Consider the following 21,599-nt stretch of genomic DNA (forward strand, 5'->3'; position numbering starts at 1 on the left):
CACGTCAGGCGACGGTCCAGGTGTCGCGGCCGCGCAACAGCGACTGCAGGGCGGCGCGGTCCGCCGGCCTGGCTTCGGCAGCGGCCGTCATCTGCGCGCGGGCGGCGTCGTCGTAGGTCGGCCGGGTGACCTGGCGGAAGATGCCCATCACCGTGTGCTCGAGGTTTTGGTCGGACAGCCGCGACAGCGCGAAGGCGTAGGCAGAGTCGGCCGCGTGTGCGTCGTGCACGACGATCTCGCTGACACTGACATCGGCGGTCTTCGCCACTTCAAGGCCGAATCCAGAACGCACCACGCAGTATTCGCCGTTGGCGCCGAAGACGACCGGCTCGCCGTGGCGGACGTTGATGACCCGCTCCTCAGCGCCTTCTTTGCGCAGCAGGTCGAAGGAGCCGTCGTTGAAGATCGGGCAGTCCTGCAAAATCTCGACCAGCGCGGATCCACGGTGCGCCGCGGCGGCGCGCAACACCTCCGACAGCCCCTTGCGGTCCGAGTCCAGCGCGCGGCCCACGAAACTCGCCTCGGCGCCGAGCGCCAGCGACACCGGGTTGAACGGGTGGTCCAGTGAGCCCATCGGCGTGGACTTGGTGACCTTGCCTTCCTCGGAGGTCGGCGAATACTGGCCCTTGGTCAGCCCGTAGATCCGGTTGTTGAACAGCAGGATGGTCAGGTTGACGTTGCGGCGCAGCGCGTGGATCAGGTGGTTGCCGCCGATCGACAACGCGTCGCCGTCACCGGTGACCACCCACACCGACAGGTCGTCGCGGGCCAGTGCCAGACCGGTCGCGATGGACGGGGCGCGGCCGTGGATGGAGTGCAGGCCGTAGGTCTCCAGGTAGTAGGGGAACCGGCTGGAGCAGCCGATACCGCTGACGAAGACGATATTCTCCCGTCGCAGCCCGAGCTCGGGCAGGAAGTTGCGGATGGTGTTGAGGATGACGTAGTCACCGCAACCCGGGCACCAACGGACCTCCTGGTCGCTGGTGAAGTCCTTGGCCTTCTGCGGCTGGTCGGTGGTGGGCACTCCGTTGGTCTTGGACAACGCCTCCGTCACACCGAGGTCTGCGCCCGCCAAATTGCCGATCAGGTCAGTCATACGTCAGCTCCTACGCCATTTCCCACGGTAGCCGCCGCCAACCGTGCGAATGTGGCTTTGTCACTTTCTTTTTCGCCCAGGGTGCCGTCCAGGGCAGCATCGATGATCCCCTCGACCTCGTCGGCCAAAAACGCCATGCCCGCAACCTTGGTCACCGACTGCACGTCGACGAGATACTTGCCGCGCAGCAGCAGCGCCAGCTGGCCCAGGTTCATCTCGGGCGCCACCACTTTCGGGTAGCGGCGCAGCACCTCGCCCAGATTGGCCGGGAACGGGCTGAGGTGGCGCAGATGGGCATGCGCAACCTTGATGCCCTGGCGACGCGCACGCCGGCACGCTTCACCGATCGGGCCATACGAACTGCCCCACCCGATCAGCAGCAGCTCGGCGTCACCGGTGGGATCGTCGACCTCCAAGTCCGGAACACGGATCCCGTCGATCTTGGCACGGCGCAACCGCACCATCAGGTCGTGGTTGGCCGGCTCGTAGGAGATGTTGCCCGAACCGTTGGCCGCCTCCAGCCCGCCGATGCGGTGCTCCAGGCCGGGTGTGCCCGGGATGGCGAACTGCCGGGCCAGGGTCTCGGGGTCGCGAGCATAGGGCTGGAACGGCTCATCGGCCTTGGCGAAAATGTGCTCGATCGGCTCGATGGCATCGATGTCGGGGATTCGCCAGGGCTCCGAGCCGTTGGCGATCGCGCCGTCGGACAACAGGATCACCGGGGTGTGGTAGGACACCGCGATACGCACCGCCTCGACAGCCGTCTCGAAGCAGTCGGAGGGTGACCGCGGCGCCAGCACCGCAACCGGAGATTCGCCATTGCGTCCGTAGAGGGCTTGCAGCAGGTCGGCCTGCTCGGTCTTGGTGGGCAGACCCGTCGACGGGCCGCCGCGCTGCACGTCGATGATCAACAGCGGCAACTCGGTCATCACGCCGAGGCCGATCGCCTCGGATTTCAGGGACAGCCCCGGGCCCGAAGTGCTGGTGACCCCCAGCGCGCCGCCATACGAGGCGCCCAATGCGGCGCCGATACCGGCGATCTCGTCTTCGGCCTGGAAGGTGATGACGTTGAAGTTCTTGTGCTTGGACAGTTCGTGCAGGATGTCCGACGCCGGGGTGATCGGATAGCTGCCGAGGACCACCGTGATGCCGGCGAGCTGCCCCGCCGCAACGATGCCGTAGGACAGCGCCGTGTTGCCCGAGATCTGGCGGTACTCCCCTGCGGGCAGCTTGGCCGGTGAGACGTCGTAGGTGGTGCCGAACGCCTCGGTGGTCTCCCCGTAGTTCCAGCCCGCCTTGAGCGCAAGCACATTGGCCTCGGCGATGTCGGGCTTGCGGGCGAACTTCTCTCGGATGAATCGCTCGCTGGTTTCGATCGGCCGCCCGTACATCCACGACAGCAGCCCCAGCGCGAACATGTTCTTGGCGCGCTGGCCGTCTTTCTTGGACGCCCCGATGGCCTCGACCGCACCCAGTGTCAATGCGGTCATCGCGACCGGCTGCACCACGTAGTCGGACAGCTCACCGTTTTCCAGGGGGTTGTCCTGGTAGCCGACTTTGGCCAGGTTGCGTTTGGTGAACTCATCGGAATTGGCAATCACCAGGCCACCGCGCGGCAGGTCCGCAATATTGGCCTTCAGCGCTGCCGGGTTCATCGCGACCAACACGTCGGGTCGGTCACCCGCGGTGAGAATGTCGTAGTCGGCGATCTGAATCTGGAAAGAGGAGACCCCGGGCAACGTGCCCTGAGGTGCACGGATCTCAGCGGGGTAGTTGGGCTGAGTCGCCAGGTCATTACCGAAAAGCGCCGCCTCAGAGGTGAACCGGTCACCGGTGAGCTGCATGCCATCACCGGAGTCTCCGGCGAAACGGATGACGACCTTCTCCAGCTTCTGTCGCTCGGGTGCCACCGTGCCTGCTGAATGAGATTCTGACCTGGCTCCGTCCTCGTTCGGACCCACGTCCCCGCCTTCCGTCACTGTCTACCGCACGGGCACTCTGCGTCGCGGCTACCGGTGGGCGCCGCCGGAGCGGACCCCCGGCCATTTTTATGTCACTGCTAGTACCGATTATTGCACTGCTCTTAGGGTTTGATCGACGCCGACGCGCGCACCCGCAGTACCGTTAGTCGAGCGAATATCAAGGTCAGAGGCACGAGCGTGGCGCGCGCGCAGGTCAACTGTGGTGTTCGTCACTTTTGCTGGCACGCGAAGTCTAAGAACACGATCTACGCGTGAGTAACATTAGCTAGCACCCGCATGCGGGCGCCGCGTTAGGCGCTCTTGTCGCGACGTTCGGTGCGCGACGGCTTGCGCGGCACGATGGTCGGCAGCACGTTATCCTGCACGGTCTCCTTCGTCACCACGACCTTGGCGACGTCGTCGCGGCTGGGGATGTCGTACATCACCGGCAGCAGAACTTCCTCCATGATCGCGCGCAGCCCGCGGGCACCGGTGCCGCGGTGAATCGCCTGCTCGGCGATGGCTTCCAGCGCATCCTGGCTGAATTCCAATTCCACGCCGTCCATTTCGAACAGCCGGGTGTACTGCTTGACCAAGGCGTTCTTCGGCTGGGACAGGATCTTGACCAGAGAGTCCATGTCGAGATTGGTCACCGACGCCACCACCGGCAGCCGGCCGATGAACTCGGGAATCAGCCCATACTTAATCAGGTCTTCGGGCATGACTTCGGCGAAGTGGTCGGTGGTGTCGATCTCGGCCTTGGAGCGGACCTCCGCCCCAAAACCCAGCCCGCGTTTGCCGACGCGGTCGGAGACGATCTTCTCCAACCCGGCGAACGCACCGGCCACAATGAACAACACGTTGGTGGTGTCGATCTGGATGAACTCCTGGTGCGGATGTTTGCGGCCGCCCTGCGGCGGCACCGAGGCCTGGGTGCCCTCCAGGATCTTCAGCAGCGCCTGCTGCACACCTTCACCAGAGACGTCGCGAGTGATCGACGGGTTCTCGCTCTTGCGCGCGATCTTGTCGACTTCGTCGATGTAGATGATGCCGGTCTCGGCGCGCTTGACGTCGTAGTCGGCGGCCTGAATCAGCTTGAGCAGAATGTTCTCGACATCCTCACCGACGTAACCGGCTTCGGTCAGCGCGGTGGCATCGGCGATGGCGAACGGCACGTTGAGCATCTTGGCCAGCGTCTGGGCCAGGTAGGTCTTGCCGCAGCCCGTCGGTCCCAGCATCAAGATGTTGGACTTGGTCAATTCGACCGGTTCGCCGGCCCGGGAATCGCGGCCCTTCTCACCGGCCTGGATGCGTTTGTAGTGGTTGTAGACGGCGACGGCCAGGGTGCGCTTGGCGGTGTCCTGGCCGATGACATAACCCTCCAGGAAGTCCCGGATCTCCACCGGCTTGGGCAGCTCGTCGAGTTTGACGTCGTCGGCGTCGGCGAGTTCCTCTTCGATGATCTCGTTACACAGATCGATGCACTCATCGCAGATATAGACGCCGGGGCCGGCAATGAGCTTCTTGACCTGCTTCTGACTCTTCCCGCAGAAGGAGCACTTCAGCAGGTCACCGCCGTCTCCGATGCGCGCCATGGTGCTGGGAACCTACTTCCTGTTCACCGTCGATCCGTGGGTATTGCCGCGTGTATTTCCCGACGCTACCCGCTTGTTCCGGCGCGACGCGACCGTTAAGGCCGAATCGCGTCAGTGATATTCGTGCTTGTCCGCCTGAACATATCCCGTACGGGCGCCTGTCGCGCGCCGGAACGCGCCGCCGTGTCTCTGGCGTGTCGCGGCCGTTACGTGACTGAGAGACGCAGTCCTACTGTGGGCCCGTGGGAATCGCCGTGCCCGACGATACCGTCTTGATCGGCGATGGCGGCCTGGCCACCGAGTTGGAAGCGCGCGGCCATGACCTGTCCGACCCGTTGTGGTCGGCAAGGCAACTGGTAGACGCCCCCGATCAGATCAGGGCCGTGCATCGCGCGTTTTTCCGTGCCGGGGCGATGATTGCGACCACCGCCAGCTATCAGGCGTCGTTCCAGGGCTTCGCCGACCGCGGCATCAGCCGAAATGACGCCGTGCGACTGTTGCGGCGCAGCGTCGAGCTGGCGGTGTCGGCGCGCGATGACGCCGGCGTGCGCGATGCCGCATGCTGGGTGGCCGCCTCGGTCGGCCCGTACGGCGCTGCGCTGGCCGACGGGTCGGAATACCGCGGGGGCTACGGGCTCAGCGTGGCGCAGTTGGAAGCCTGGCACCGGCCGCGGCTGGAGGCGCTGGCGGAGGCCGGCGCCGACGTGCTCGCTCTGGAAACCATCCCCGATGTCGACGAAGCCGAAGCCCTGCTCAACGTGGTGCGACAGCTGGGGGTGCCGGCCTGGCTCAGCTACACCGTCGACGGCGCCCGCACCCGCGCCGGACAGCCGTTGGCCGATGCGTTCGCGGCGGCGGCCGGTGTTCCGGAGATCGTCGCGGTCGGCGTCAACTGCTGCGCACCCCAGGACGTGCTGCCCGCGATCGCGTTGGCCCGGGACACCGGCAAACCGGTAATCGTGTATCCCAACAGCGGCGAACGTTGGGATAGCGAGCGCCGCGCCTGGGTGGGCCCGCGACGATTCGCACCGCAGCTGGCCGTGGAGTGGGTCGCGGCGGGCGCGCGGGTGGTCGGCGGATGTTGTCGCGTCCGGCCCGCCGACATCGCTCAGCTGACCGCCGCCCTTACGTCGAGGTGATTACGCGGGATTGGCTGAGAGCTTCCGGTACTCCAGCACCGTGTCGATGATCCCGTAGTCCTTGGCATCTTCGGCCGTCAGGATCTTGTCGCGGTCGGTGTCCTTACGGATTACCTCCGCCTCTTTGCCGGTGTGGCGAGCCAAGGTGGTTTCCATCAGCGTGCGCATCCGCTCGATCTCGGCGGCCTGGATCTCCAGGTCGGAGAACTGCCCCTGAATCACGCCTTGCAGCGACGGCTGATGAATCAGCACTCGGGCGTTGGGCAGCGCCATCCGCTTGCCGGGTGTCCCGGCGGCCAGCAGCACCGCCGCCGCCGAGGCCGCCTGGCCCAGGCAGACCGTCTGAATGTCGGCGCGCACGTATTGCATGGTGTCGTAGATCGCCATGAGCGACGTGAACCCGCCGCCCGGGGAGTTGATGTACATCGTGATGTCGCGGTCGGGATCCAGCGACTCCAGTACCAGCAGCTGCGCCATGATGTCGTTGGCCGACGCGTCGTCGACCTGGACACCGAGGAAGATGATGCGCTCCTCGAACAGCTTGTTGTACGGGTTGGATTCTTTGACACCCCAGCTGGAGTGCTCGACGAACGACGGCAGGATGTAACGGGCCTGCGGCTGGATGTCGGGGTTCATGATGCGGCTCCGTTGACGGGGGCGTTGGTGATGATGTGGTCGACGAAGCCGTACTCCAGGGCTTCTTGGGCGGTGAACCAGCGGTCGCGGTCGGAGTCGGCGATGATCTTTTCGATCGGCTGGCCGGTGAATTGGGCGTTGAGCCGGAACATTTCCTGCTTGATGACCGCGAACTGCTCGGCCTGGATCGCGATGTCGGCGGCGCTACCGGTCACACCACCCAGCGGCTGGTGCATCAGGATGCGGGCATGCGGCAAGGAGTAACGCTTGCCCTTAGTGCCGGCCGCCAGCAGGAACTGGCCCATCGAGGCCGCCATGCCCATCGCGTAGGTGGCGACGTCGCACGGCGCGAGCACCATCGTGTCGTAGATCGCCATGCCGGCGCTGATCGAGCCGCCCGGAGAATTGATGTAGAGCGAAATGTCTTTGGTCGGGTCCTCGGCGGCGAGCAGCAGAATCTGCGCGCAGAGCCGGTTGGCAATGTCGTCGTTGACCTCTGACCCCAGGAAGATGATGCGCTCGGAGAGCAAACGCTCATAGACGGAGTCGACGAGGTTGAGACCCTGCGTGTTCGAACGCATGTCACCGCTCACAGTGGAGTACCTGCTTTCTCGTGTTTCATATGCACCGACACTAACCAACCGGCGTCGTCGCGCACTCCCTCAAGTACCGACGTTCGCTCAGAGCGTCACTTCGGCTCGTCCGATGACTCCTCCGACGCGGCTACCGCATCCTCAGCTTCCTCAACGTCCTCGTCGGTGTCGGCCGCCTCGTCGGCCCCATCGTCCGCACGCCTGCCGAAGAACTCGCTGGTGTCGATGATGTTGTCGTCGCTGTCGGTGACGGTGGCCGCCTCGACCACCGCGGCAATGGTCAGCCCGCGGCGCACGTCGGCGAACATGGCCGGCAGCTGGTTGTTCTGTTGCATGTAGGCCAACAACTGCTGCGGCTCGATGCCGTATTGCTGCGACGTCAGCACCAGCCGTTCGGTGAGGTCCTCCTGGCTGACCTGGATGTCGAGATCCTCGGCCAGCGTGTCCATCAGCAGCTGGGTCTTGATCGCCTTCTCGGCCGCCGACCGGGTGTCGGCGTCGAACTCTTCGCGTGATGACCCTTGCTCAGCCAGCGCCTCGGCGAACTTGGCTTCGTCGTGGTCGAAGCCGTGGATGGCGTTGTGCAGGGTGTCGTCGACCTGGGCCTGCACCACGGCTTCGGGCAGTGGAATGTCGACCTGCTCGAGCAAGGTGTCCAGCGTGGTGTTGCGGATCGCTTCGGCTTGTTGGGCGCGCTTGGTTCGGCGGACCTGATCGGTCAGGTTGGCACGCAGCTCCTCGATGGTGTCGAATTCGCTTGCCAATTGCGCGAATTCGTCATCGGGCTCGGGCAGTTCGCGTTCCTTGACCGACCCGACGGTGACGGTGACTTCGGCCTGTTTCCCGGCGTGTGGACCGGCGGCCATGGTGGTGGTGAAAACCTTGGATTCACCGGCGGACAGTCCCACCAGCGCCTCGTCGAGGCCATCGACCAGCTGACCGGAACCGACTTCGTGGGACAACCCCTGTGTCGCCGCTTCGGGCACATCTTCGCCGTCGATGGTGGCGGACAGGTCGATCGACACGAAATCTCCCTCGGCGGCGGGCCGGTCGACACCGGTCAGCGTGCCGAACCGGGCCCGCAGCGACTGCAGCTCTGCGTCGACGTCGTCGTCGCTGACTTCAATCGGATCGACGCTGACTTTCAGCGCACTCAGGTCGGGCAGAGTGATCTCGGGGCGAACGTCGACTTCGGCGGTGAAGACCAGCTCCTGGCCGTACTCCTTCTGCGTTACGTCGATCTCCGGTTGGCCCAGCGGCCGCACGTCGGATTCCGTGACCGCTTGGCTGTAGCGGCCGGGTAGCGCCTCGCTGATGACCTGGTCGAGCATCGCCTCGCGCCCGATGCGCGCCTCGAGCAGCTTGGCCGGCGCCTTGCCGGGACGGAACCCCGGCAGCCGCACCTGCTTGGCCAGCTCCTTGTAGGCACGATTGAAGTCGGGCTCGAGCTCGGTGAACGGCACCTCGACATTGATGCGAACCCGGGTGGGGCTCAACTGCTCGACGGTGCTCTTCACGGGTGTACTCCTCGGTGTCGGTTCTGCTGGTCTTGGGTGGGTCTCGGCGGCTGGTCGGGGTGACAGGATTTGAACCTGCGGCCTTCCGCTCCCAAAGCGGATGCGCTACCAAGCTGCGCTACACCCCGCGCTGACCTCGCGATCTTACGGCCCGACCCAGCCATCCCCGGCAGCCACCTCACGAGCAGGACACGGGACGGCATCATTTGGAATTGATGTCTGCCGCGACGTACAGTCGCGCTCGACTGATACGTGCGGGCGTAGCTCAATGGTAGAGCCCTAGTCTTCCAAACTAGCTACGCGGGTTCGATTCCCGTCGCCCGCTCAAGCTGGAGTTCCCGGACAGGGAAGGCCGACGAGGCCGAGCGCTGCGAGGCTGAGGAGACCGACAATCCAGCACCTAAGGACGATGGCCGACATCGACATCCACGGCACGTGCACGCCACGGTTCGAACGAGTCCGCGACGCGTTCGAGCAAAACTTTGCGCTGCGTAACGAGGTCGGCGCGGCGGTCGCGATCTACGTGGACGGCGAGCTTGTCGTCGACCTCTGGGGCGGCTCGGCCGACGAGTCCGGTTCCTGGCCATGGGGCCAGGACACGCTGGCAGCCGTGCTCTCCGCTACCAAGGGCCTGACGAGTACCTGCGTGCACCAACTCGTCGAACGCGGTGAGCTCGACCTGCATGCGCCGGTGGCCCGCTACTGGCCCGAGTTCGGGCAAGCCGGCAAACAGGACATCACCGTCGCCATGGTGTTGGGTCACCGATCCGGGGTGATCGGGCCGCGTCGTCCACTGCGCTGCGAGGACGTCCTCGACTGGGATTTGGTCTGCGAGCGGCTGGCCGTCGCGGAGCCCTGGTGGGAGCCGGGCACCGCGCAGGGCTATCACCTGTCCACTTTCGGCTTCATCCTCGGCGAGGTAGTCCGCCGGGTGACCGGCCACACGCTGGGTCAGTACCTGCGCAGCGAGATCGCCGAGCCGCTGGACGCCGACGTCCACATCGGCTTGTCGTCGGCCGACCTGTATCGCTGCGCAGACCTGATCGGCAAACCGCATCCCGACGAGTTGCTGGCCAATGCTCCCGACTGCCCGGTCACACTGGATGACCACCCGAAAGCGGGGCTGGCGGTCTCGTGGGGGTTCATCCCCAGCGACGAACTCGGGTCCAACAACCGCACACTGTGGCGCCAACTCGACCTTCCCGACATCGGAGGTCACGTGTCGGCGCTGGGGCTGGCGACCCTCTACAACGCGTTGGCTCAGGAGAAACTGCTCAGTCGCAGCTACATGGAGGTGGTCCGGACCTCGCAGGGCGGCTTCGACACCGATCTGGTGTTGGGACCGCGCGTCGCGGACCATGGCTGGGGCTTGGGTTACATGCTCAACCAGCGCTGCGTCAACGGACCCAATCCGCGGATCTTCGGGCATGGCGGCCTGGGCGGTTCGTTCGGATTTGTCGACCTGGAGCACCGCATCGGCTACGGCTATGTGATGAACCGGTACGACGCCACCAAAGCCAATGCCGACCCCCGCAGCGTCGCACTGTCCGACGAGATCTACGCGGCGTTGGGCATCACCAAAAACTGAGCCGACGGTTCACGTCTGGCACTCGGGGCACCAGAAGACGTTGCGGCCCTCCAGTTCGGCGGTGCGGACCGCCGTCGCACATACCCGGCACGGGTCGCCGGCGCGGCGATAGACGTAGGTGCGGGGCTTTCCGGGACCGTATGACGGTGCACCGTGGTCGTGTTCGGGACGGAGCACGATGATCTTGCCGCGCCGCAGACCTACCTTCATCAGCGCCACCAGATCCGTCCATGCCGTGCTGAATTCGGTTTCGCTGACCCGCTGGCCGGGCCGATAGGGGTCGATGCCGTGGCGGAACAACAATTCGCTGCGATAGACGTTGCCGACTCCGGCGATGACTGTCTGGTCCATCAGCAGGGCGCCGATTGGCCTGCGCGACTTGGTGATCCGCGACCATGGCCAGGCCGGGTCGGCGTCGCGGCGCAATGGGTCGGGCCCGAGCCGCGCCACCACCTCGGCGACCTGTGCGTCGTCGAGCAGTTCGCACACCGTCGGGCCGCGCAAATCGGTGCCGTATTCAGCGCCAACCATTCGCATCCGCACCTGGCCGACCGGCGCGGGCATCGCCTCATCGGGCGGGCGCTCCCATTCGGTGAACGTGCCGTACAAACCGAGGTGCACATGCACCGTGGGGCCTTGGGCGTAATGGTGGAACAGATGCTTGCCCCACACACTGGTGCGACGCAGCACCCGGCCGTCGACCGCGGCGGCCGACGCGGCGAACCGGCCCTGCGGACTGGAGACGGCCACCGGCCCGCCGGCAAACCGGCGCTGGTGCAGCCGCGCCAGTCGGTGCAGCGTGTGGCCCTCGGGCATGGCGGGTTACTCGGTTGGGGCACCGGGCACCGGCGGTGCCTGATGGGTGCGTTCGTACTCGGCGAGGATGTCGATACGGCGTTGGTGGCGTTCGGCTTCCGACCACGGTGTGTTCACGAACGCGTCGACGATGGCCAGTGCCTCCGGAACGGTGTGCATGCGGCCGCCGATACCGATCAACTGTGCGTTGTTGTGTTCGCGGGCCAGCGTCGCGGTCTCGACGCTCCATGCCAGCGCGCACCGCGCTCCGGGGACCTTGTTGGCCGCGATCTGCTCACCGTTGCCCGATCCGCCCAGCACGATGCCCAGGCTGCTCGGGTCAGCGACCGTGGCCACGGCGGCGGCGATGCAAAACGCCGGATAGTCGTCCTCGGCGTCGTAGCTGAACGCGCCGCAGTCGATCGGCTCGTGTCCGGACTTCTTCAGATGCTCGCTGATCTGCAGCTTGAGTTCGTAGCCGGCATGGTCGGCACCCAGGTAGACGCGCATGCCGGTCATTGTGTCAGTCGAATTCGGGTCGTTCGGTGCGGGTTCGCTTGAGCTCCCAGAAGTGCGGGTAGGACGCGAAAGTCACCGAGGCGTCCCACAGCTTGCCGGCCTCCTCACCGCGCGGAATCTTCGACAGCACGGGACCGAAGAACGCCACTCCGTTGACATGGATGGTCGGGGTTCCGACGTCCTCGCCGACGGGGTCCATGCCCGCGTGGTGGCTCTTGCGCAGCGCCTCATCGTTGGCGTCGCTGGTGGCGGCGGCGGCCAACTCGGCCGGCAACCCCACCTCAGCCAGTGACTGCTTGATCACGTCGTCGAGCTCTTTGTTGTCCTCGTTATGAATGCGGGTGCCCATCGCGGTATACAGCGGCCCGAGCACGTCGGCACCGTGGGCCTGCTCGGCGGCGATCGCCACCCGGACCGGGCCCCAGGCTTTCGCCATGCCCTCCCGGTACTTCTCGGGCAGGTCCTCGCGGCTCTCGTTGAGCACGGCCAGGCTCATCACATGAAAGTTGACCTCGATGTCGCGGACCTTCTCGACTTCCAGGATCCAGCGCGAGGTGATCCATGCCCACGGGCACAGCGGGTCGAACCAGAAATCGGCGACTGACTTCTCGGGCATGGAAAATCCTCTCATTGATGATGCGGTAGCCGCCCAGCACAACCGAGGCAACGCGACGCGTGTTCCCCGATACCGGCTCCGGGTAAGGATAGGCAGCGTGACCGGCTCGGCAACCGTGCTGGACGGTTTTCAACTGCTGTCGCCCCGCTAAGTTGGGACACGTGGTTCTTCCCAATCTCACCCGCGACCAAGCCGTCGAACGCGCAGCGCTCATCACCGTCGACCGGTACCGCATCAGCCTGGACTTGACCGATGGCAACGGTGCGCCCGGCGAACACACCTTCCGATCGACGACAACCGTGGACTTCGGTGCGCTCGCCGGCGCCGACACCGTCATCGACATCGCTGCCGACACGATTCACAGCGCCACCCTCAACGGCCGCGACCTCGACGTGTCCGGTTATGACGAATCGACCGGCGTCGCACTGAAGGGGCTGGCCGAGCACAACGTCGTCGTGGTGGACGCCTCGTGCCGGTATTCCAATACCGGTGAAGGTCTACACCGCTTTGTCGACCCGGTCGACGACGAGGTGTATCTGTACTCGCAGTTCGAAACCGCGGACGCCAAGCGGATGTTCGCCTGCTTTGATCAGCCCGATCTCAAAGCCACCTTCGATATCACGGTCACCGCACCGAGCCATTGGCAAGTGGTGTCCAACGGTGCCACCGTTGCCGTCGACAACGGTGTGCACACGTTCGTCACCACTCCGCGGATGAGTACTTACCTGGTGGCTCTGATCGCCGGACCATACGCCCGGTGGGACGACACCTACGTCGACGAGCACGGCGAGATTCCATTAGGCATCTTCTGCCGGGCGACGCTGGCCGAATTCATGGACGCCGAACGGCTCTTCACTCAGACCAAGCAGGGATTCGGCTTCTACCACAAGCACTTCGGCACCCCGTATGCATTCGGCAAATACGACCAGTTGTTCGTGCCGGAGTTCAACGCCGGCGCGATGGAGAACGCGGGCGCAGTGACCTTCTTGGAGGACTACGTCTTTCGCAGCAAGGTCACCCGCGCCTCCTATGAGCGGCGCGCCGAAACGGTGCTGCACGAGATGGCGCACATGTGGTTCGGCGATCTGGTCACCATGCAATGGTGGGACGACCTGTGGCTCAACGAGTCGTTCGCCACCTTCGCCTCGGTGCTATGTCAAAGCGAGGCAACCGAGTTCAGCGAAGCGTGGACAACATTCGCCAATGCCGAGAAGTCGTGGGCCTACCGACAGGATCAGCTGCCCTCGACGCACCCGGTGGCCGCCGACATTCCCGACCTGGCCGCGGTCGAGGTCAACTTCGATGGCATCACGTACGCCAAGGGTGCGTCTGTGCTCAAACAGCTCGTGGCGTACGTCGGACTGGAGCATTTCCTGGCCGGTCTGCGCGACTACTTCCGCGAGCACGCGTTTGACAATGCCACGTTCGCAGATCTACTTGGCGCGCTGGAGAAGTCGTCGGGACGCGACTTGTCCGACTGGGGACGACAGTGGCTCAAGACCACTGGGCTCAACACGCTGCGCGCCGATTTCGACGTCGACGGCGACGGTCGGTTCACCCGGTTCGCCGTAGCCCAAAGCGGTGCCGCGCCGGGTGCCGGTGAGACACGGGTGCATCGCCTCGCAGTCGGTATTTACGACGACGACGGATCGGGCCGGTTGGTGCGGGTGCATCGCGAAGAACTGGACGTCGACGGCCCGAGTACGGACGTCCCGGCGTTGATCGGTGTATCACGCGGGCAGTTGATTCTGGTCAACGACGACGACCTGACCTACTGCTCGCTGCGACTGGATCCTTCGTCATTGGACACCGCATTGCAGCGGATCGCCGATATCGCCGACCCCCTGCCGCGCACCTTGGTGTGGTCGGCAGCCTGGGAGATGACCCGCGATGCCGAACTGCGGGCCCGCGACTTCGTGGCCCTGGTTTGCCGTGGTGTTGTCGCCGAAACCGAAGTTGGTGTGGCACAACGGCTATTGCTGCAGGCGCAGGCCGCGTTGGGGTCGTATGCCGAACCAGAGTGGGCGGGCGCAGAAGGCTGGCCGGCGTTCGCCGATCGGCTACTGGAGTTGAGCCGCGATGCCGAAGCCGGCTCGGATCATCAACTGGCGTATGTCAACGCGTTGTGTTCATCGGTGCTGTCCGAGCGTCATATCGAGGTGCTGTCGGCGCTGCTCGCCGGCGATCCCGCCGAGGTGGGGTTGGCGGGGCTGGCCGTGGATACCGATCTGCGCTGGCGAGTGGTCACCGCTCTGGCCAGATCCGGTGCCATCGATGCGGATGTCATCGATGCCGAGGTGCAGCGCGATCCGACCGCCGCCGGCAAGCGGCACGGTGCGCAAGCGGCGGCGGCGCGTCCGCAGTTGCCGGTCAAGGAGAAGGCGTGGACCGAAGTTACCGAGGACGACACGATGCCCAACATCACCGGCCGCTCGATCATCGCCGGCCTCGTCTCCCCCGGACAGGCCGAGTTGCTCCAGCCGTTCACGGCACGCTACTTCGCGGCGATACCGGGGGTTTGGGAGCGCCGGTCCAGCGAGGTCGCGCAAACCGTTGTGGTGGGCCTGTATCCGTCCTGGGACATCAGTGAGGGCGGCGTCGCTGCCGCCGATGAGTTTCTGGCCGACCCGGAGCTGCCGCCGGCGTTGCGAAGGCTGGTGTTGGAGGGGCAGGCCGGAGTGAAGCGGGCGCTGAAGGCCCGCGCGTTCGATGCTGCCGGCGCGAATTGACGTGTGGCGGGACAATTGGGCCGCTGTCACTGCCGCCCGAGGTAGGGCGGCGGGACGCCGGCGATGACGGCACCGAAGTTGTCCAACGCCTTCTTGCCAGAAGACCAGTAACTGCTGTGGGCGGCAACACCGGGAAGCCCACGGCCTCCCACGGGCCCGGGGTCGGCGTCGAGCAGCGTGGCACCGAACTCCGGCGCTGTCGGGTCACTTCCCAGCGTCCACTCGGTGGCAGCGCGGCCTAGTTCGATGATGTCGTTGACTGCTCGGGTGGCGTACACCTGGGCGTTGGGAGCCAGGTTGAAATCGGCGGCACGGTCGACCAGTACACCGGGGCTGGCCACCGCGATCACGTTGTCCACGTCGAGGTGATGCCCGCCCGAGGCTGCCGCACCCACCAGTGACGAGCCATAGCTATGCCCGATCACCGTGTCAATCGATGTCGGGCCGGCATGCGATGCCCGCATCCCACTCTCGAACGCATCCAATGCTTCCGCGCCCGCAAGTGCGGGATCTGCCGACGCTGCGTGCGTCACATCCATCGGCCGGTCATAACCCATCCATGTCGTGACCGCCACATCGCCGGGCTGCAAACTGGGGTCGGCGTGCAAGGCGGCCTCGTACATGGCACGCGATCTCTCGTCGCTGTATTGCAGCCGGGGCAGGTCTTCACCGGTGCCGGGCACGAAGGTGGCGTTGCGTTTGGCGTGGTCGGGTTCGCCAATGGAGACCGCGGCGCGGCCCTGATCGTCGATCAGTCCCAGGTAGCGGTTGAGCCCATCCTTGCCCAAAGCGGTGTGCACGGCGCGGTACCCCTCGAGGCGGTGCCGTGCCGCCAGGAGTTGCGGTGCCAGGACAGTGAATTCGTCGACATCGGCACCGCTGTGATCACCCATGTACCTTCGCCGCGCCAGCTCGTCGACACGGTGTTGCATCCGGTCGACGTCGGCCTGTGTGGTCCTGGTCAGCTCATCGAGGTGCAGTCGGTTGTATTTGTCTTTGTCGACGAACGGCATTCCGGGATGGTTGCCGATGCTGTGATCTCGGCGGTAAAGCCGCTCTTGCTGTTCCGGGCTCAGCTTCACCCAAAAGTCATGGAACTGCTTTGGATCCCCCGGCAGCGGCTTGGACAGCGAATCGTCGACCGTCGCAGTCCCGTCTTTCACACCCAGTGCCCCGTACTCGCGACCGATGGTACGAATACGTGCGCAAATCAGGTTGAGGTCGCTGTCGACTTGCCTGATCACCTCGGCCACGTCGCGAATTCCCTTGCGGGTGATTGGCATCAGCGCCTGGTCATGATCTGCGCCCCGCGGCACCGACGCCGCCGCGTCGAGCACCCACTGCTTGACACCATCCAGAATCTGTCGTCCGGCAGACACCACCGCAGCCGAGCGATCGACCTCGGCGCCTAGCCGCTGATCCAGTACGGCCAGTTGGCCCAGCACGCGCCCCTGCGTGTTGTTGGCTTCGGTGTACGCATCGGCTGCCGTACCGGTCCATTGCGTCGCCGGTGCCGCTGACTCCACACCGCTTTGCGCCCAACGTAATTGAGCGCTACGATCGAATGCTGCGCCCTCTTGTGGAGCACCGTTTCCTAACGTGGAGCGGGCGTCAGACCAGGTCGACATAAAGATGGCAAGCGCTCCCACCCAATCTCCCCTGTCCCGCGACCAGTCCCCTCATAAGTCTAAAAGCCCGCACCCCAAGCCTTTGTCGGAAATTTGCGGTCAGGTAGCGGATAGCAATCAGGAGCCGCGCACCACCTGCTTTAGCCCCGGGCATTGCCGGTTAAGCGCGTCGAGCGCCTCATCCGTCATGGTGTTGTATTTGTGGACGTTGGCTATCCACTCCCGGGGCGGATACTCTTCTGCGGACATCTTGTTGGCCTCGCGTTGCAGTTGTGCGTTGAGTCCCATGGCGTCCGCCCACGTGGTCAGCGGTTTCTTCATCTCCGGTGTCGTCACCGAACCCGCTGCGGCGCGCAGCTTGTCACCGAGCGTCGATTCCCTCTCGACGATCTCACCTGGGTCGTCTAACGTGCCGTCGTCGAGGCCAGTGTTCATCCACGTCGTCAACTCGTGCGATTGGCGGCCGAGGTCTTCCACAACCGCGCAGTCCTTTTTCAACGGAGTGGCACGGTCGTGTGTAACCCAGATGGTCGCCGCGCCGCCGCTGGCCACCAGTATCGCGGCGGTCAATACCCACAACCAGCGTCGCCGCAACCAACTCGATGTCATCCATTTTCCTCAGGGCCGCGGCGGGATCGTGAACTCTTGACCACACAGGTCTGGTATGTGAATCGTGATCTTCGGGTTGCCGTCCTTATTGCCGCCCCAGCGCCCGGTATTCGTTGCCGATGGTGCGGATCCGCCCGCCGATCACACTGAGTTCGCTGTTGGACTGCCGGACCACGTCGGCGACATCAGCAATTCCCTTGCGCGCGATCCGCGTCAACATCTGCTCCCGATCCGCACCCGGCGGCACCGACGCGGCCGCATCGATGACCCACTGTTTGACCGCGTCCAGGTTGTTGCGCCCCGCAGCCACCACCGCAGCAGACCGATCGACCTCCGCGCCGAGCCGCTGATCCAGCACCGCCATCTGCCCGAGCACTCGGCCTTGCTTGCTGTTCGCTTCCCCGTACGCATCGGCCGCGGCGCCGGTCCAGTGTGCCCCGGGCGCCGCCGATTTCACGCCGTTTTGCGCCTGCTGCAATTGAGCGCTGCGATCGAACTCGGCGCCGTCTTGCGGTGTTCCATCGCCTAACGTCGCACGCGCGTTAGACCAGGTGGACATAAAGGCGTCAAGCGCTCCCACTCCGGCATCTCTCTCTGGGACTCAAACTCCGAATAAGTCTAAGGTCTCGAACGCCGGGCTCTGAGCAGAAATTATTCGAGTGCCAATGCGCCGTTAAAGCGGCGTGGTCCCGGTTTTTGGCGAGGTCTCACTCGCCAACGTCACGTGTTCGGTCGGCGCCCTACCGGCCGGAGTGTTGTCGCCGGGCGCTGCTTCATCACGGTTCTCCGACACCATTTCGACATCGCCTGCGGCGTGCTCGCCGTGTTGCTGCGCCAGTTGGCCGGCCTGTTGAACGGATTGCTGAACCCCTTGCAGCAGCGGTTGAGCCAGCTGCCCCAGTGCCTGGGGTCCACCTTGGAACAGGCCCGCCAACGCCTGAGCGAGCTGGCCTCCCACCTGACCTAGCTGCCCCAGCATCTGGCTGGCGCCGCCGGCTCCAGAACCCTTGCCTCCACCAGGTGCGCCCTGTCCTGGCCCGCCCGGACCGCCGGTCGCTTCCCCGGCCGCCCCCAGCCGGGTCGCCGAGCCCTGGTCGGCTTGGTCGTAGGCGTGCGCTGCCGCCTGCAGAGACTCCGAAAGGTGCCTCCCAACGTTGACTGCCCCTTGAATCGAGCCCTGCCGCGCGCCGAGCGCACCGCCCAAGGCTGCATGCACCGCTGAGGCGATCGGTCCATGCGTCAACTCAACACCGGTCGCCTGGGCGGTCGAACCGAGCAACCCCGACACGCCCGATACGACGTCTGCATGGGTCTGAGCAAACCCCCGCAAACCGTCGGTCGCCATGAACAGATTCTCTTGGGTCACGTGTCCCTCGTCTCAGCGATTGCGCCCACCTACGCTGCGCATAAGTCTAAGGGCGGGCAGACGAGGGTCAGACCGGCAATTTCGCACCTGTCCGACCGGGTCGAACGGGAAACTAAGCCGGAGAGATACCGGAACTCAGCACCCGGACCGCACTGATCAGCCCGTCGAGCAGATCGCCGTCCTTGAACGCCGCCGCAGCCGCAGCAACACCCAGCGGCGCGGCCGATTCGGCTCCCCGGCCCCTCAGCTGCGAGCCGTAAACGACCTCGATCGCACGCTGGTCAGGCGAGACCGCCACCAGCACGGCATTGTCGGGTGTCGGCACGTCGGCGAGGATTTCGCGGGCCCGAGCGGCGGTGTCGTCGCCGAGGTCGCCGATATACACCGCGAACCGCGCATTGGAGTCCCGCGACCCATAGGTCAGCGCGTCGTCGAGCGTGGCGAGGTCTTTGATCGGGAATGGGTAGTGCACGGACACATCGCCGGGCTCGGTGACCCCGGAGATCCGTCCACTGGCGGTGATCACCGAGCCGCTGGGCAACCCGGCGGGTTCGACGGTCGCAATCTCACCACTTGCCACTGGCGCCACCTCCCACGGTCAATTCGGAGCCATGGCCATGGTGACCATCACCGACCGCCTCGTCGGTGGCGGCCCACAGGATCGGCGGGTGGGTCCATGGCTCGGACAACTTGTAGGTCACCGGATGGGCGCCCTTGTGCGACCAGATCAGCGTCACCAGCACGATCACCAGCAACAACGGGATTCCGAGGAAATAGAGGTGGATCTCCATCAGGCTCACGACGCAAACCGTATCCCACCGCTGCTTGGCAGTGAAAGGGCCTCGGCCGTTACCTATTGCGACTGTGGTCGGTGCATGTGACGACGATGGCCTCGCTGCGAACACGTCCGATCCGGCGCAGCTGATGAGGAAGTGACGAGTCGAAATATGCGCAGTCGCCCGCTTCCAACGTGACGGTCTGATCTCCGCAACGCATTTCGACGGTCCCGGAATGAATGAACACCAACTCTTGTCCAGCGTGGACTGGGTGCGGATGCTCGCCGAACTCACGGGTGGGATGAACAATAAAGGGAGACATGGCTTTTCCCAGCATGGCGGCCGCCACCGCGTGGTACCGGTCCACCGAGCGTCCCTCGGCGCGGTCGATCGACAGCGTCGTATCCGCTGAATTCTTGGAGAACAGCTGCGCTACATCGACTTCAAGCGCGCGGGCCACCTCTAGTGCCACCGCGATCGAAGGGGTCGAACGCTGACGTTCGATCTTCGAGAGGTAACTCTTGGTCAGTCCGGTCGCTTCGGCGAGTTGCTCGAGCGTCATCCCGCGCTGCAGACGCACTGAGCGCAGCAGAGCACTCATCGCACCTCCGTCATCACGAGCGGGCTTCCGACAGCAGGAGTTTACACGCTCAACGATAGGACACCTTGTGTCTTATGGTTGACGTTGTGTTAGCGTCTGGTGCATGGTCCTTGCAGCTGCCGTGCAGTTAGAGGCGGTACTCGGCGATATCTCGGCCAATCTCGCCGCCTGCGAACGGCTTGCCGACGAAGCGGGCCAAGCAGGCGCCACCGTCATCGCGCTTCCGGAATTCTTCACGACCGGAATAGGGTTCGAAAAGTCGCTTGCCGCAGCCGCTCTGCCGCCAGACGGTGCGGCCACCGACCTACTGACCACGCTGGCCGCTCGCCATGGGGCGTTAGTCGGAGGCTCGTTTTTGTGCCGCGACCCTGACGGCCAGGTTCGCAACGCCTACCTGCTCGCTGATGGCGGCGGCGTCGTGGGACGTCACAACAAAGACCTGCCCACCATGTGGGAGAACGCGTTCTACGTGGGCGGCGACGACGACGGCGTCCTGAACACCCGGGAGCGCGCGGTCGGGGCGGCGGTGTGCTGGGAATTGATGCGCACCCAAACCGTTCGACGCCTACGCGGCCGGGTAGATCTGGTCATGACGGGCTCGGGGTGGTGGTCGGTTCCCCCCTGGACACCCCGCTCGATGTTCGTCCGACTCGAGAAGGCCAACGCCGCCACAGCCCGTCGCGCGGCGGCGTCGTTTTCGCAGTATGTGGGTGCGCCGGTCCTCCATGCCGCCCACGCCGGCTCGCTGTCCTGTCCGATGCCGTGGCTGCCGGTGCAATACCGGGGTCATTTCGAAGGCTCAACGCTGATCGCCACAGCAAGCGGCACAGTCGTCGCCGAACGTCGCGCCGACGAAGGAGAAGGGGTGGTTCTCGGCGAAATCACCCTCGGCCGCGAGAGCGCCACCCTGGAACCACCGGCCGGCTTTTGGCTGCATCAACGCGGCTGGTTGTCCGCTGCCACCTGGCATTACCAGCGCTGGCATGGGCGGCGTTGGTATCGGCGTCACGTCGCAGCCAAGTGAGGCAAGCTTCGCCTGAGTGCTACGCGGCTCCCTCACCCAGATACCGCGCCCAGGCCGGGTCGAGTTCTTTGACTGTCGACAGCAACCGCCAGTGCTGGCCCTTCGGCGATGCGGGCGCCAACCGCAGCGACCAGCCCAGCTCGGCCAGCAGCCGATCCCCCTTGCGGTGGTTGCACGTCGAGCAGCACGCCACGCAGTTCTCCCAGGAATGGTCTCCGCCGCGGCTGCGGGGCACCACGTGGTCGACGGTGTCAGCCTTGGACCCGCAGTAGGCGCAGCAGAAGCGGTCGCGGTGCATCAGCGCCGCGCGGGTCATCGGGACCCGGGCCCGGTAGGGCACCCGCACATAGGATCGCAGCCGGATCACCGACGGCACCGCGATCGACCGGGTTGCCGAGTGGATCACCGGGCCGGCCGGATCGTCGTGCACCACGTCGGCCTTGCCGCAGATCAGCATGATGATCGCCCGTCGCATCGGCAGTGCGGTCAGCGGCTCGTAGGTGGAGTTCAGCAGTAGCACCCGCCGGCGATTCCAGATGGATCCAGCGTCACGCGCAGTGGGCGGAGGACTGTCGACGCTGTGCAGGCATGACCCGGTTGCGGGGCCGGTTAGCCCTGCCGCGACACCGGAACTGCGGTGGCCGCGGCGTCTCTTATGCTGCGCCATACGTCCTCCGCCGAACAGTCCACCATGATTCGCGATCGACCGCACGCCAAATTGGCGGGTCTGCGCTGGTCGATCCGGTGAACAACCGGTGCCCCGGCTACCGCGGGCGGTGGCCCACCGGCGTCATGCCCCACAATGGAGGAG

At 65.2% G+C, this 21,599-nt stretch carries 21 protein-coding genes and 2 tRNA genes; 5 read left to right on the top strand and 18 right to left on the bottom strand.

Annotation, left to right across the window (positions count from 1 at the left end; translation table 11 throughout):
* Positions 1-4 precede the first annotated feature (4 nt).
* From AC5Y5W_RS09460 to clpX, 3 genes are all read right to left on the bottom strand, one after another.
* Entirely contained in the window at positions 5-1,096 is a 1,092-nt protein-coding gene (locus AC5Y5W_RS09460) for a 2-oxoacid:ferredoxin oxidoreductase subunit beta (RefSeq protein WP_500010372.1), read from the bottom strand.
* A complete protein-coding gene (locus AC5Y5W_RS09465) occupies positions 1,093-3,057 on the bottom strand; it encodes a 2-oxoacid:acceptor oxidoreductase subunit alpha (RefSeq protein ID WP_500010373.1) in 1,965 nt (654 codons plus the stop codon). Before AC5Y5W_RS09465 ends, AC5Y5W_RS09460 begins: the two co-directional genes overlap by 4 nt.
* 311 nt (positions 3,058-3,368) lie before the next feature.
* Positions 3,369-4,652, bottom strand: a complete 1,284-nt coding sequence (gene clpX, locus AC5Y5W_RS09470) for an ATP-dependent Clp protease ATP-binding subunit ClpX (protein ID WP_500010374.1) — start codon at positions 4,650-4,652, stop codon at positions 3,369-3,371.
* A 248-nt stretch (positions 4,653-4,900) separates the two neighbouring features.
* On the opposite strand from clpX, the gene mmuM reads away from it, so the two are divergent.
* Positions 4,901-5,791, top strand: coding sequence for a homocysteine S-methyltransferase (gene mmuM, locus AC5Y5W_RS09475; RefSeq protein ID WP_500010453.1), 891 nt, complete (start codon positions 4,901-4,903; stop codon positions 5,789-5,791).
* Here mmuM and clpP2 read toward each other — a convergent pair whose 3' ends face one another.
* The 4 genes from clpP2 to AC5Y5W_RS09495 form a co-directional block, all read right to left on the bottom strand.
* Entirely contained in the window at positions 5,792-6,427 is a 636-nt protein-coding gene (clpP2, locus tag AC5Y5W_RS09480; RefSeq protein WP_500010375.1) for an ATP-dependent CLP protease proteolytic subunit ClpP2, read from the bottom strand. It lies immediately after the preceding gene.
* Positions 6,424-7,008 (bottom strand): ATP-dependent Clp protease proteolytic subunit, encoded by a 585-nt coding sequence (locus AC5Y5W_RS09485; RefSeq protein WP_499884388.1) that lies wholly within the window; start codon positions 7,006-7,008, stop codon positions 6,424-6,426. The genes clpP2 and AC5Y5W_RS09485 overlap by 4 nt, the downstream gene beginning before the upstream one ends.
* A 107-nt stretch (positions 7,009-7,115) precedes the next feature.
* Positions 7,116-8,537, bottom strand: coding sequence for a trigger factor (gene tig / locus AC5Y5W_RS09490; protein ID WP_500010376.1), 1,422 nt, complete (start codon positions 8,535-8,537; stop codon positions 7,116-7,118).
* A gap of 51 nt (positions 8,538-8,588) precedes the next feature.
* Positions 8,589-8,665: transfer RNA gene (locus AC5Y5W_RS09495), tRNA-Pro, on the bottom strand.
* Positions 8,666-8,791: 126 nt separating this feature from the next.
* On the opposite strand from AC5Y5W_RS09495, the gene AC5Y5W_RS09500 reads away from it, so the two are divergent.
* Together AC5Y5W_RS09500 and AC5Y5W_RS09505 are read left to right on the top strand one after the other, a co-directional pair.
* Positions 8,792-8,862 (top strand) — tRNA-Gly (locus AC5Y5W_RS09500).
* 84 nt (positions 8,863-8,946) lie between these two features.
* Positions 8,947-10,125, top strand: a complete 1,179-nt coding sequence (locus tag AC5Y5W_RS09505) for a serine hydrolase domain-containing protein (protein ID WP_500010377.1) — start codon at positions 8,947-8,949, stop codon at positions 10,123-10,125.
* A gap of 9 nt (positions 10,126-10,134) precedes the next feature.
* Here AC5Y5W_RS09505 and AC5Y5W_RS09510 read toward each other — a convergent pair whose 3' ends face one another.
* From AC5Y5W_RS09510 to AC5Y5W_RS09520, 3 genes are read right to left on the bottom strand one after another with little or no spacing between them, the layout of a single operon-like run.
* Positions 10,135-10,941: an Fpg/Nei family DNA glycosylase gene (locus AC5Y5W_RS09510; protein WP_500010378.1), complete on the bottom strand. Its 807-nt coding sequence runs from the start codon at positions 10,939-10,941 to the stop codon at positions 10,135-10,137.
* Positions 10,942-10,947: 6 nt separating this feature from the next.
* The gene (locus AC5Y5W_RS09515) at positions 10,948-11,430 is read right to left on the bottom strand and encodes a ribose-5-phosphate isomerase (protein ID WP_500010379.1); all 483 of its coding nucleotides are present in this window, start codon (positions 11,428-11,430) and stop codon (positions 10,948-10,950) included.
* Between the two features lie 13 nt (positions 11,431-11,443).
* Entirely contained in the window at positions 11,444-12,055 is a 612-nt protein-coding gene (locus tag AC5Y5W_RS09520; protein ID WP_500010380.1) for an Rv2466c family mycothiol-dependent reductase, read from the bottom strand.
* A 161-nt stretch (positions 12,056-12,216) separates the two neighbouring features.
* Between AC5Y5W_RS09520 and pepN the strand changes: the two genes are divergently transcribed.
* Positions 12,217-14,784, top strand: coding sequence for an aminopeptidase N (gene pepN / locus AC5Y5W_RS09525; protein ID WP_500010381.1), 2,568 nt, complete (start codon positions 12,217-12,219; stop codon positions 14,782-14,784).
* Positions 14,785-14,810: 26 nt separating this feature from the next.
* Here pepN and AC5Y5W_RS09530 read toward each other — a convergent pair whose 3' ends face one another.
* The 7 genes from AC5Y5W_RS09530 to AC5Y5W_RS09560 form a co-directional block, all read right to left on the bottom strand.
* On the bottom strand, positions 14,811-16,412 hold the full coding sequence (locus AC5Y5W_RS09530) for an alpha/beta hydrolase (RefSeq protein WP_500010454.1): 1,602 nt from the start codon (positions 16,410-16,412) through the stop codon (positions 14,811-14,813).
* Between the two features lie 117 nt (positions 16,413-16,529).
* The gene (locus tag AC5Y5W_RS09535; protein WP_500010382.1) at positions 16,530-17,021 is read right to left on the bottom strand and encodes a hypothetical protein; all 492 of its coding nucleotides are present in this window, start codon (positions 17,019-17,021) and stop codon (positions 16,530-16,532) included.
* Between the two features lie 85 nt (positions 17,022-17,106).
* Positions 17,107-17,601: an EspA/EspE family type VII secretion system effector gene (locus AC5Y5W_RS09540; protein WP_500010383.1), complete on the bottom strand. Its 495-nt coding sequence runs from the start codon at positions 17,599-17,601 to the stop codon at positions 17,107-17,109.
* Between the two features lie 93 nt (positions 17,602-17,694).
* Positions 17,695-18,387 carry a type VII secretion target gene (locus AC5Y5W_RS09545; RefSeq protein WP_500010384.1) on the bottom strand — a complete coding sequence of 231 codons (693 nt, stop codon included), beginning with the start codon at positions 18,385-18,387 and terminating at the stop codon, positions 17,695-17,697.
* Positions 18,388-18,499: 112 nt separating this feature from the next.
* The gene (locus tag AC5Y5W_RS09550; RefSeq protein WP_500010385.1) at positions 18,500-18,967 is read right to left on the bottom strand and encodes a DUF5130 domain-containing protein; all 468 of its coding nucleotides are present in this window, start codon (positions 18,965-18,967) and stop codon (positions 18,500-18,502) included.
* A complete protein-coding gene (ctaJ, locus tag AC5Y5W_RS09555; RefSeq protein WP_500010455.1) occupies positions 18,954-19,178 on the bottom strand; it encodes an aa3-type cytochrome oxidase subunit CtaJ in 225 nt (74 codons plus the stop codon). Before ctaJ ends, AC5Y5W_RS09550 begins: the two co-directional genes overlap by 14 nt.
* A gap of 58 nt (positions 19,179-19,236) precedes the next feature.
* Entirely contained in the window at positions 19,237-19,764 is a 528-nt protein-coding gene (locus AC5Y5W_RS09560; RefSeq protein WP_500010386.1) for a helix-turn-helix domain-containing protein, read from the bottom strand.
* Between the two features lie 103 nt (positions 19,765-19,867).
* Between AC5Y5W_RS09560 and AC5Y5W_RS09565 the strand changes: the two genes are divergently transcribed.
* Entirely contained in the window at positions 19,868-20,788 is a 921-nt protein-coding gene (locus AC5Y5W_RS09565; protein ID WP_500010387.1) for a carbon-nitrogen hydrolase family protein, read from the top strand.
* A 19-nt stretch (positions 20,789-20,807) separates the two neighbouring features.
* Here the strand turns inward: AC5Y5W_RS09565 and AC5Y5W_RS09570 are convergent, their stop codons facing one another.
* A complete protein-coding gene (locus AC5Y5W_RS09570; protein ID WP_499884405.1) occupies positions 20,808-21,455 on the bottom strand; it encodes an HNH endonuclease in 648 nt (215 codons plus the stop codon).
* Between the last annotated feature and the right edge of the window lie 144 nt (positions 21,456-21,599).

Source organism: Mycobacterium sp. NGS51 (genome assembly GCF_059812525.1).

Excerpts from the sequence above, each read along its gene's own strand:
- AC5Y5W_RS09530 (WP_500010454.1), bottom strand. The coding sequence starts at position 16,412 with ATGTCGACCTGGTCTGACGCCCGCTCCACGTTAGGAAACGGTGCTCCA.
- ctaJ (WP_500010455.1), bottom strand. The coding sequence starts at position 19,178 with ATGGAGATCCACCTCTATTTCCTCGGAATCCCGTTGTTGCTGGTGATC.
- AC5Y5W_RS09510 (WP_500010378.1), bottom strand. The coding sequence starts at position 10,941 with ATGCCCGAGGGCCACACGCTGCACCGACTGGCGCGGCTGCACCAGCGC.
- AC5Y5W_RS09505 (WP_500010377.1), top strand. The coding sequence starts at position 8,947 with ATGGCCGACATCGACATCCACGGCACGTGCACGCCACGGTTCGAACGA.
- AC5Y5W_RS09460 (WP_500010372.1), bottom strand. The coding sequence starts at position 1,096 with ATGACTGACCTGATCGGCAATTTGGCGGGCGCAGACCTCGGTGTGACG.
- clpX (WP_500010374.1), bottom strand. The coding sequence starts at position 4,652 with ATGGCGCGCATCGGAGACGGCGGTGACCTGCTGAAGTGCTCCTTCTGC.
- AC5Y5W_RS09485 (WP_499884388.1), bottom strand. The coding sequence starts at position 7,008 with ATGCGTTCGAACACGCAGGGTCTCAACCTCGTCGACTCCGTCTATGAG.
- AC5Y5W_RS09515 (WP_500010379.1), bottom strand. The coding sequence starts at position 11,430 with ATGCGCGTCTACCTGGGTGCCGACCATGCCGGCTACGAACTCAAGCTG.
- AC5Y5W_RS09560 (WP_500010386.1), bottom strand. The coding sequence starts at position 19,764 with ATGAGTGCTCTGCTGCGCTCAGTGCGTCTGCAGCGCGGGATGACGCTC.
- AC5Y5W_RS09570 (WP_499884405.1), bottom strand. The coding sequence starts at position 21,455 with ATGGCGCAGCATAAGAGACGCCGCGGCCACCGCAGTTCCGGTGTCGCG.
- AC5Y5W_RS09520 (WP_500010380.1), bottom strand. The coding sequence starts at position 12,055 with ATGCCCGAGAAGTCAGTCGCCGATTTCTGGTTCGACCCGCTGTGCCCG.
- AC5Y5W_RS09535 (WP_500010382.1), bottom strand. The coding sequence starts at position 17,021 with ATGACATCGAGTTGGTTGCGGCGACGCTGGTTGTGGGTATTGACCGCC.
- AC5Y5W_RS09565 (WP_500010387.1), top strand. The coding sequence starts at position 19,868 with ATGGTCCTTGCAGCTGCCGTGCAGTTAGAGGCGGTACTCGGCGATATC.
- clpP2 (WP_500010375.1), bottom strand. The coding sequence starts at position 6,427 with ATGAACCCCGACATCCAGCCGCAGGCCCGTTACATCCTGCCGTCGTTC.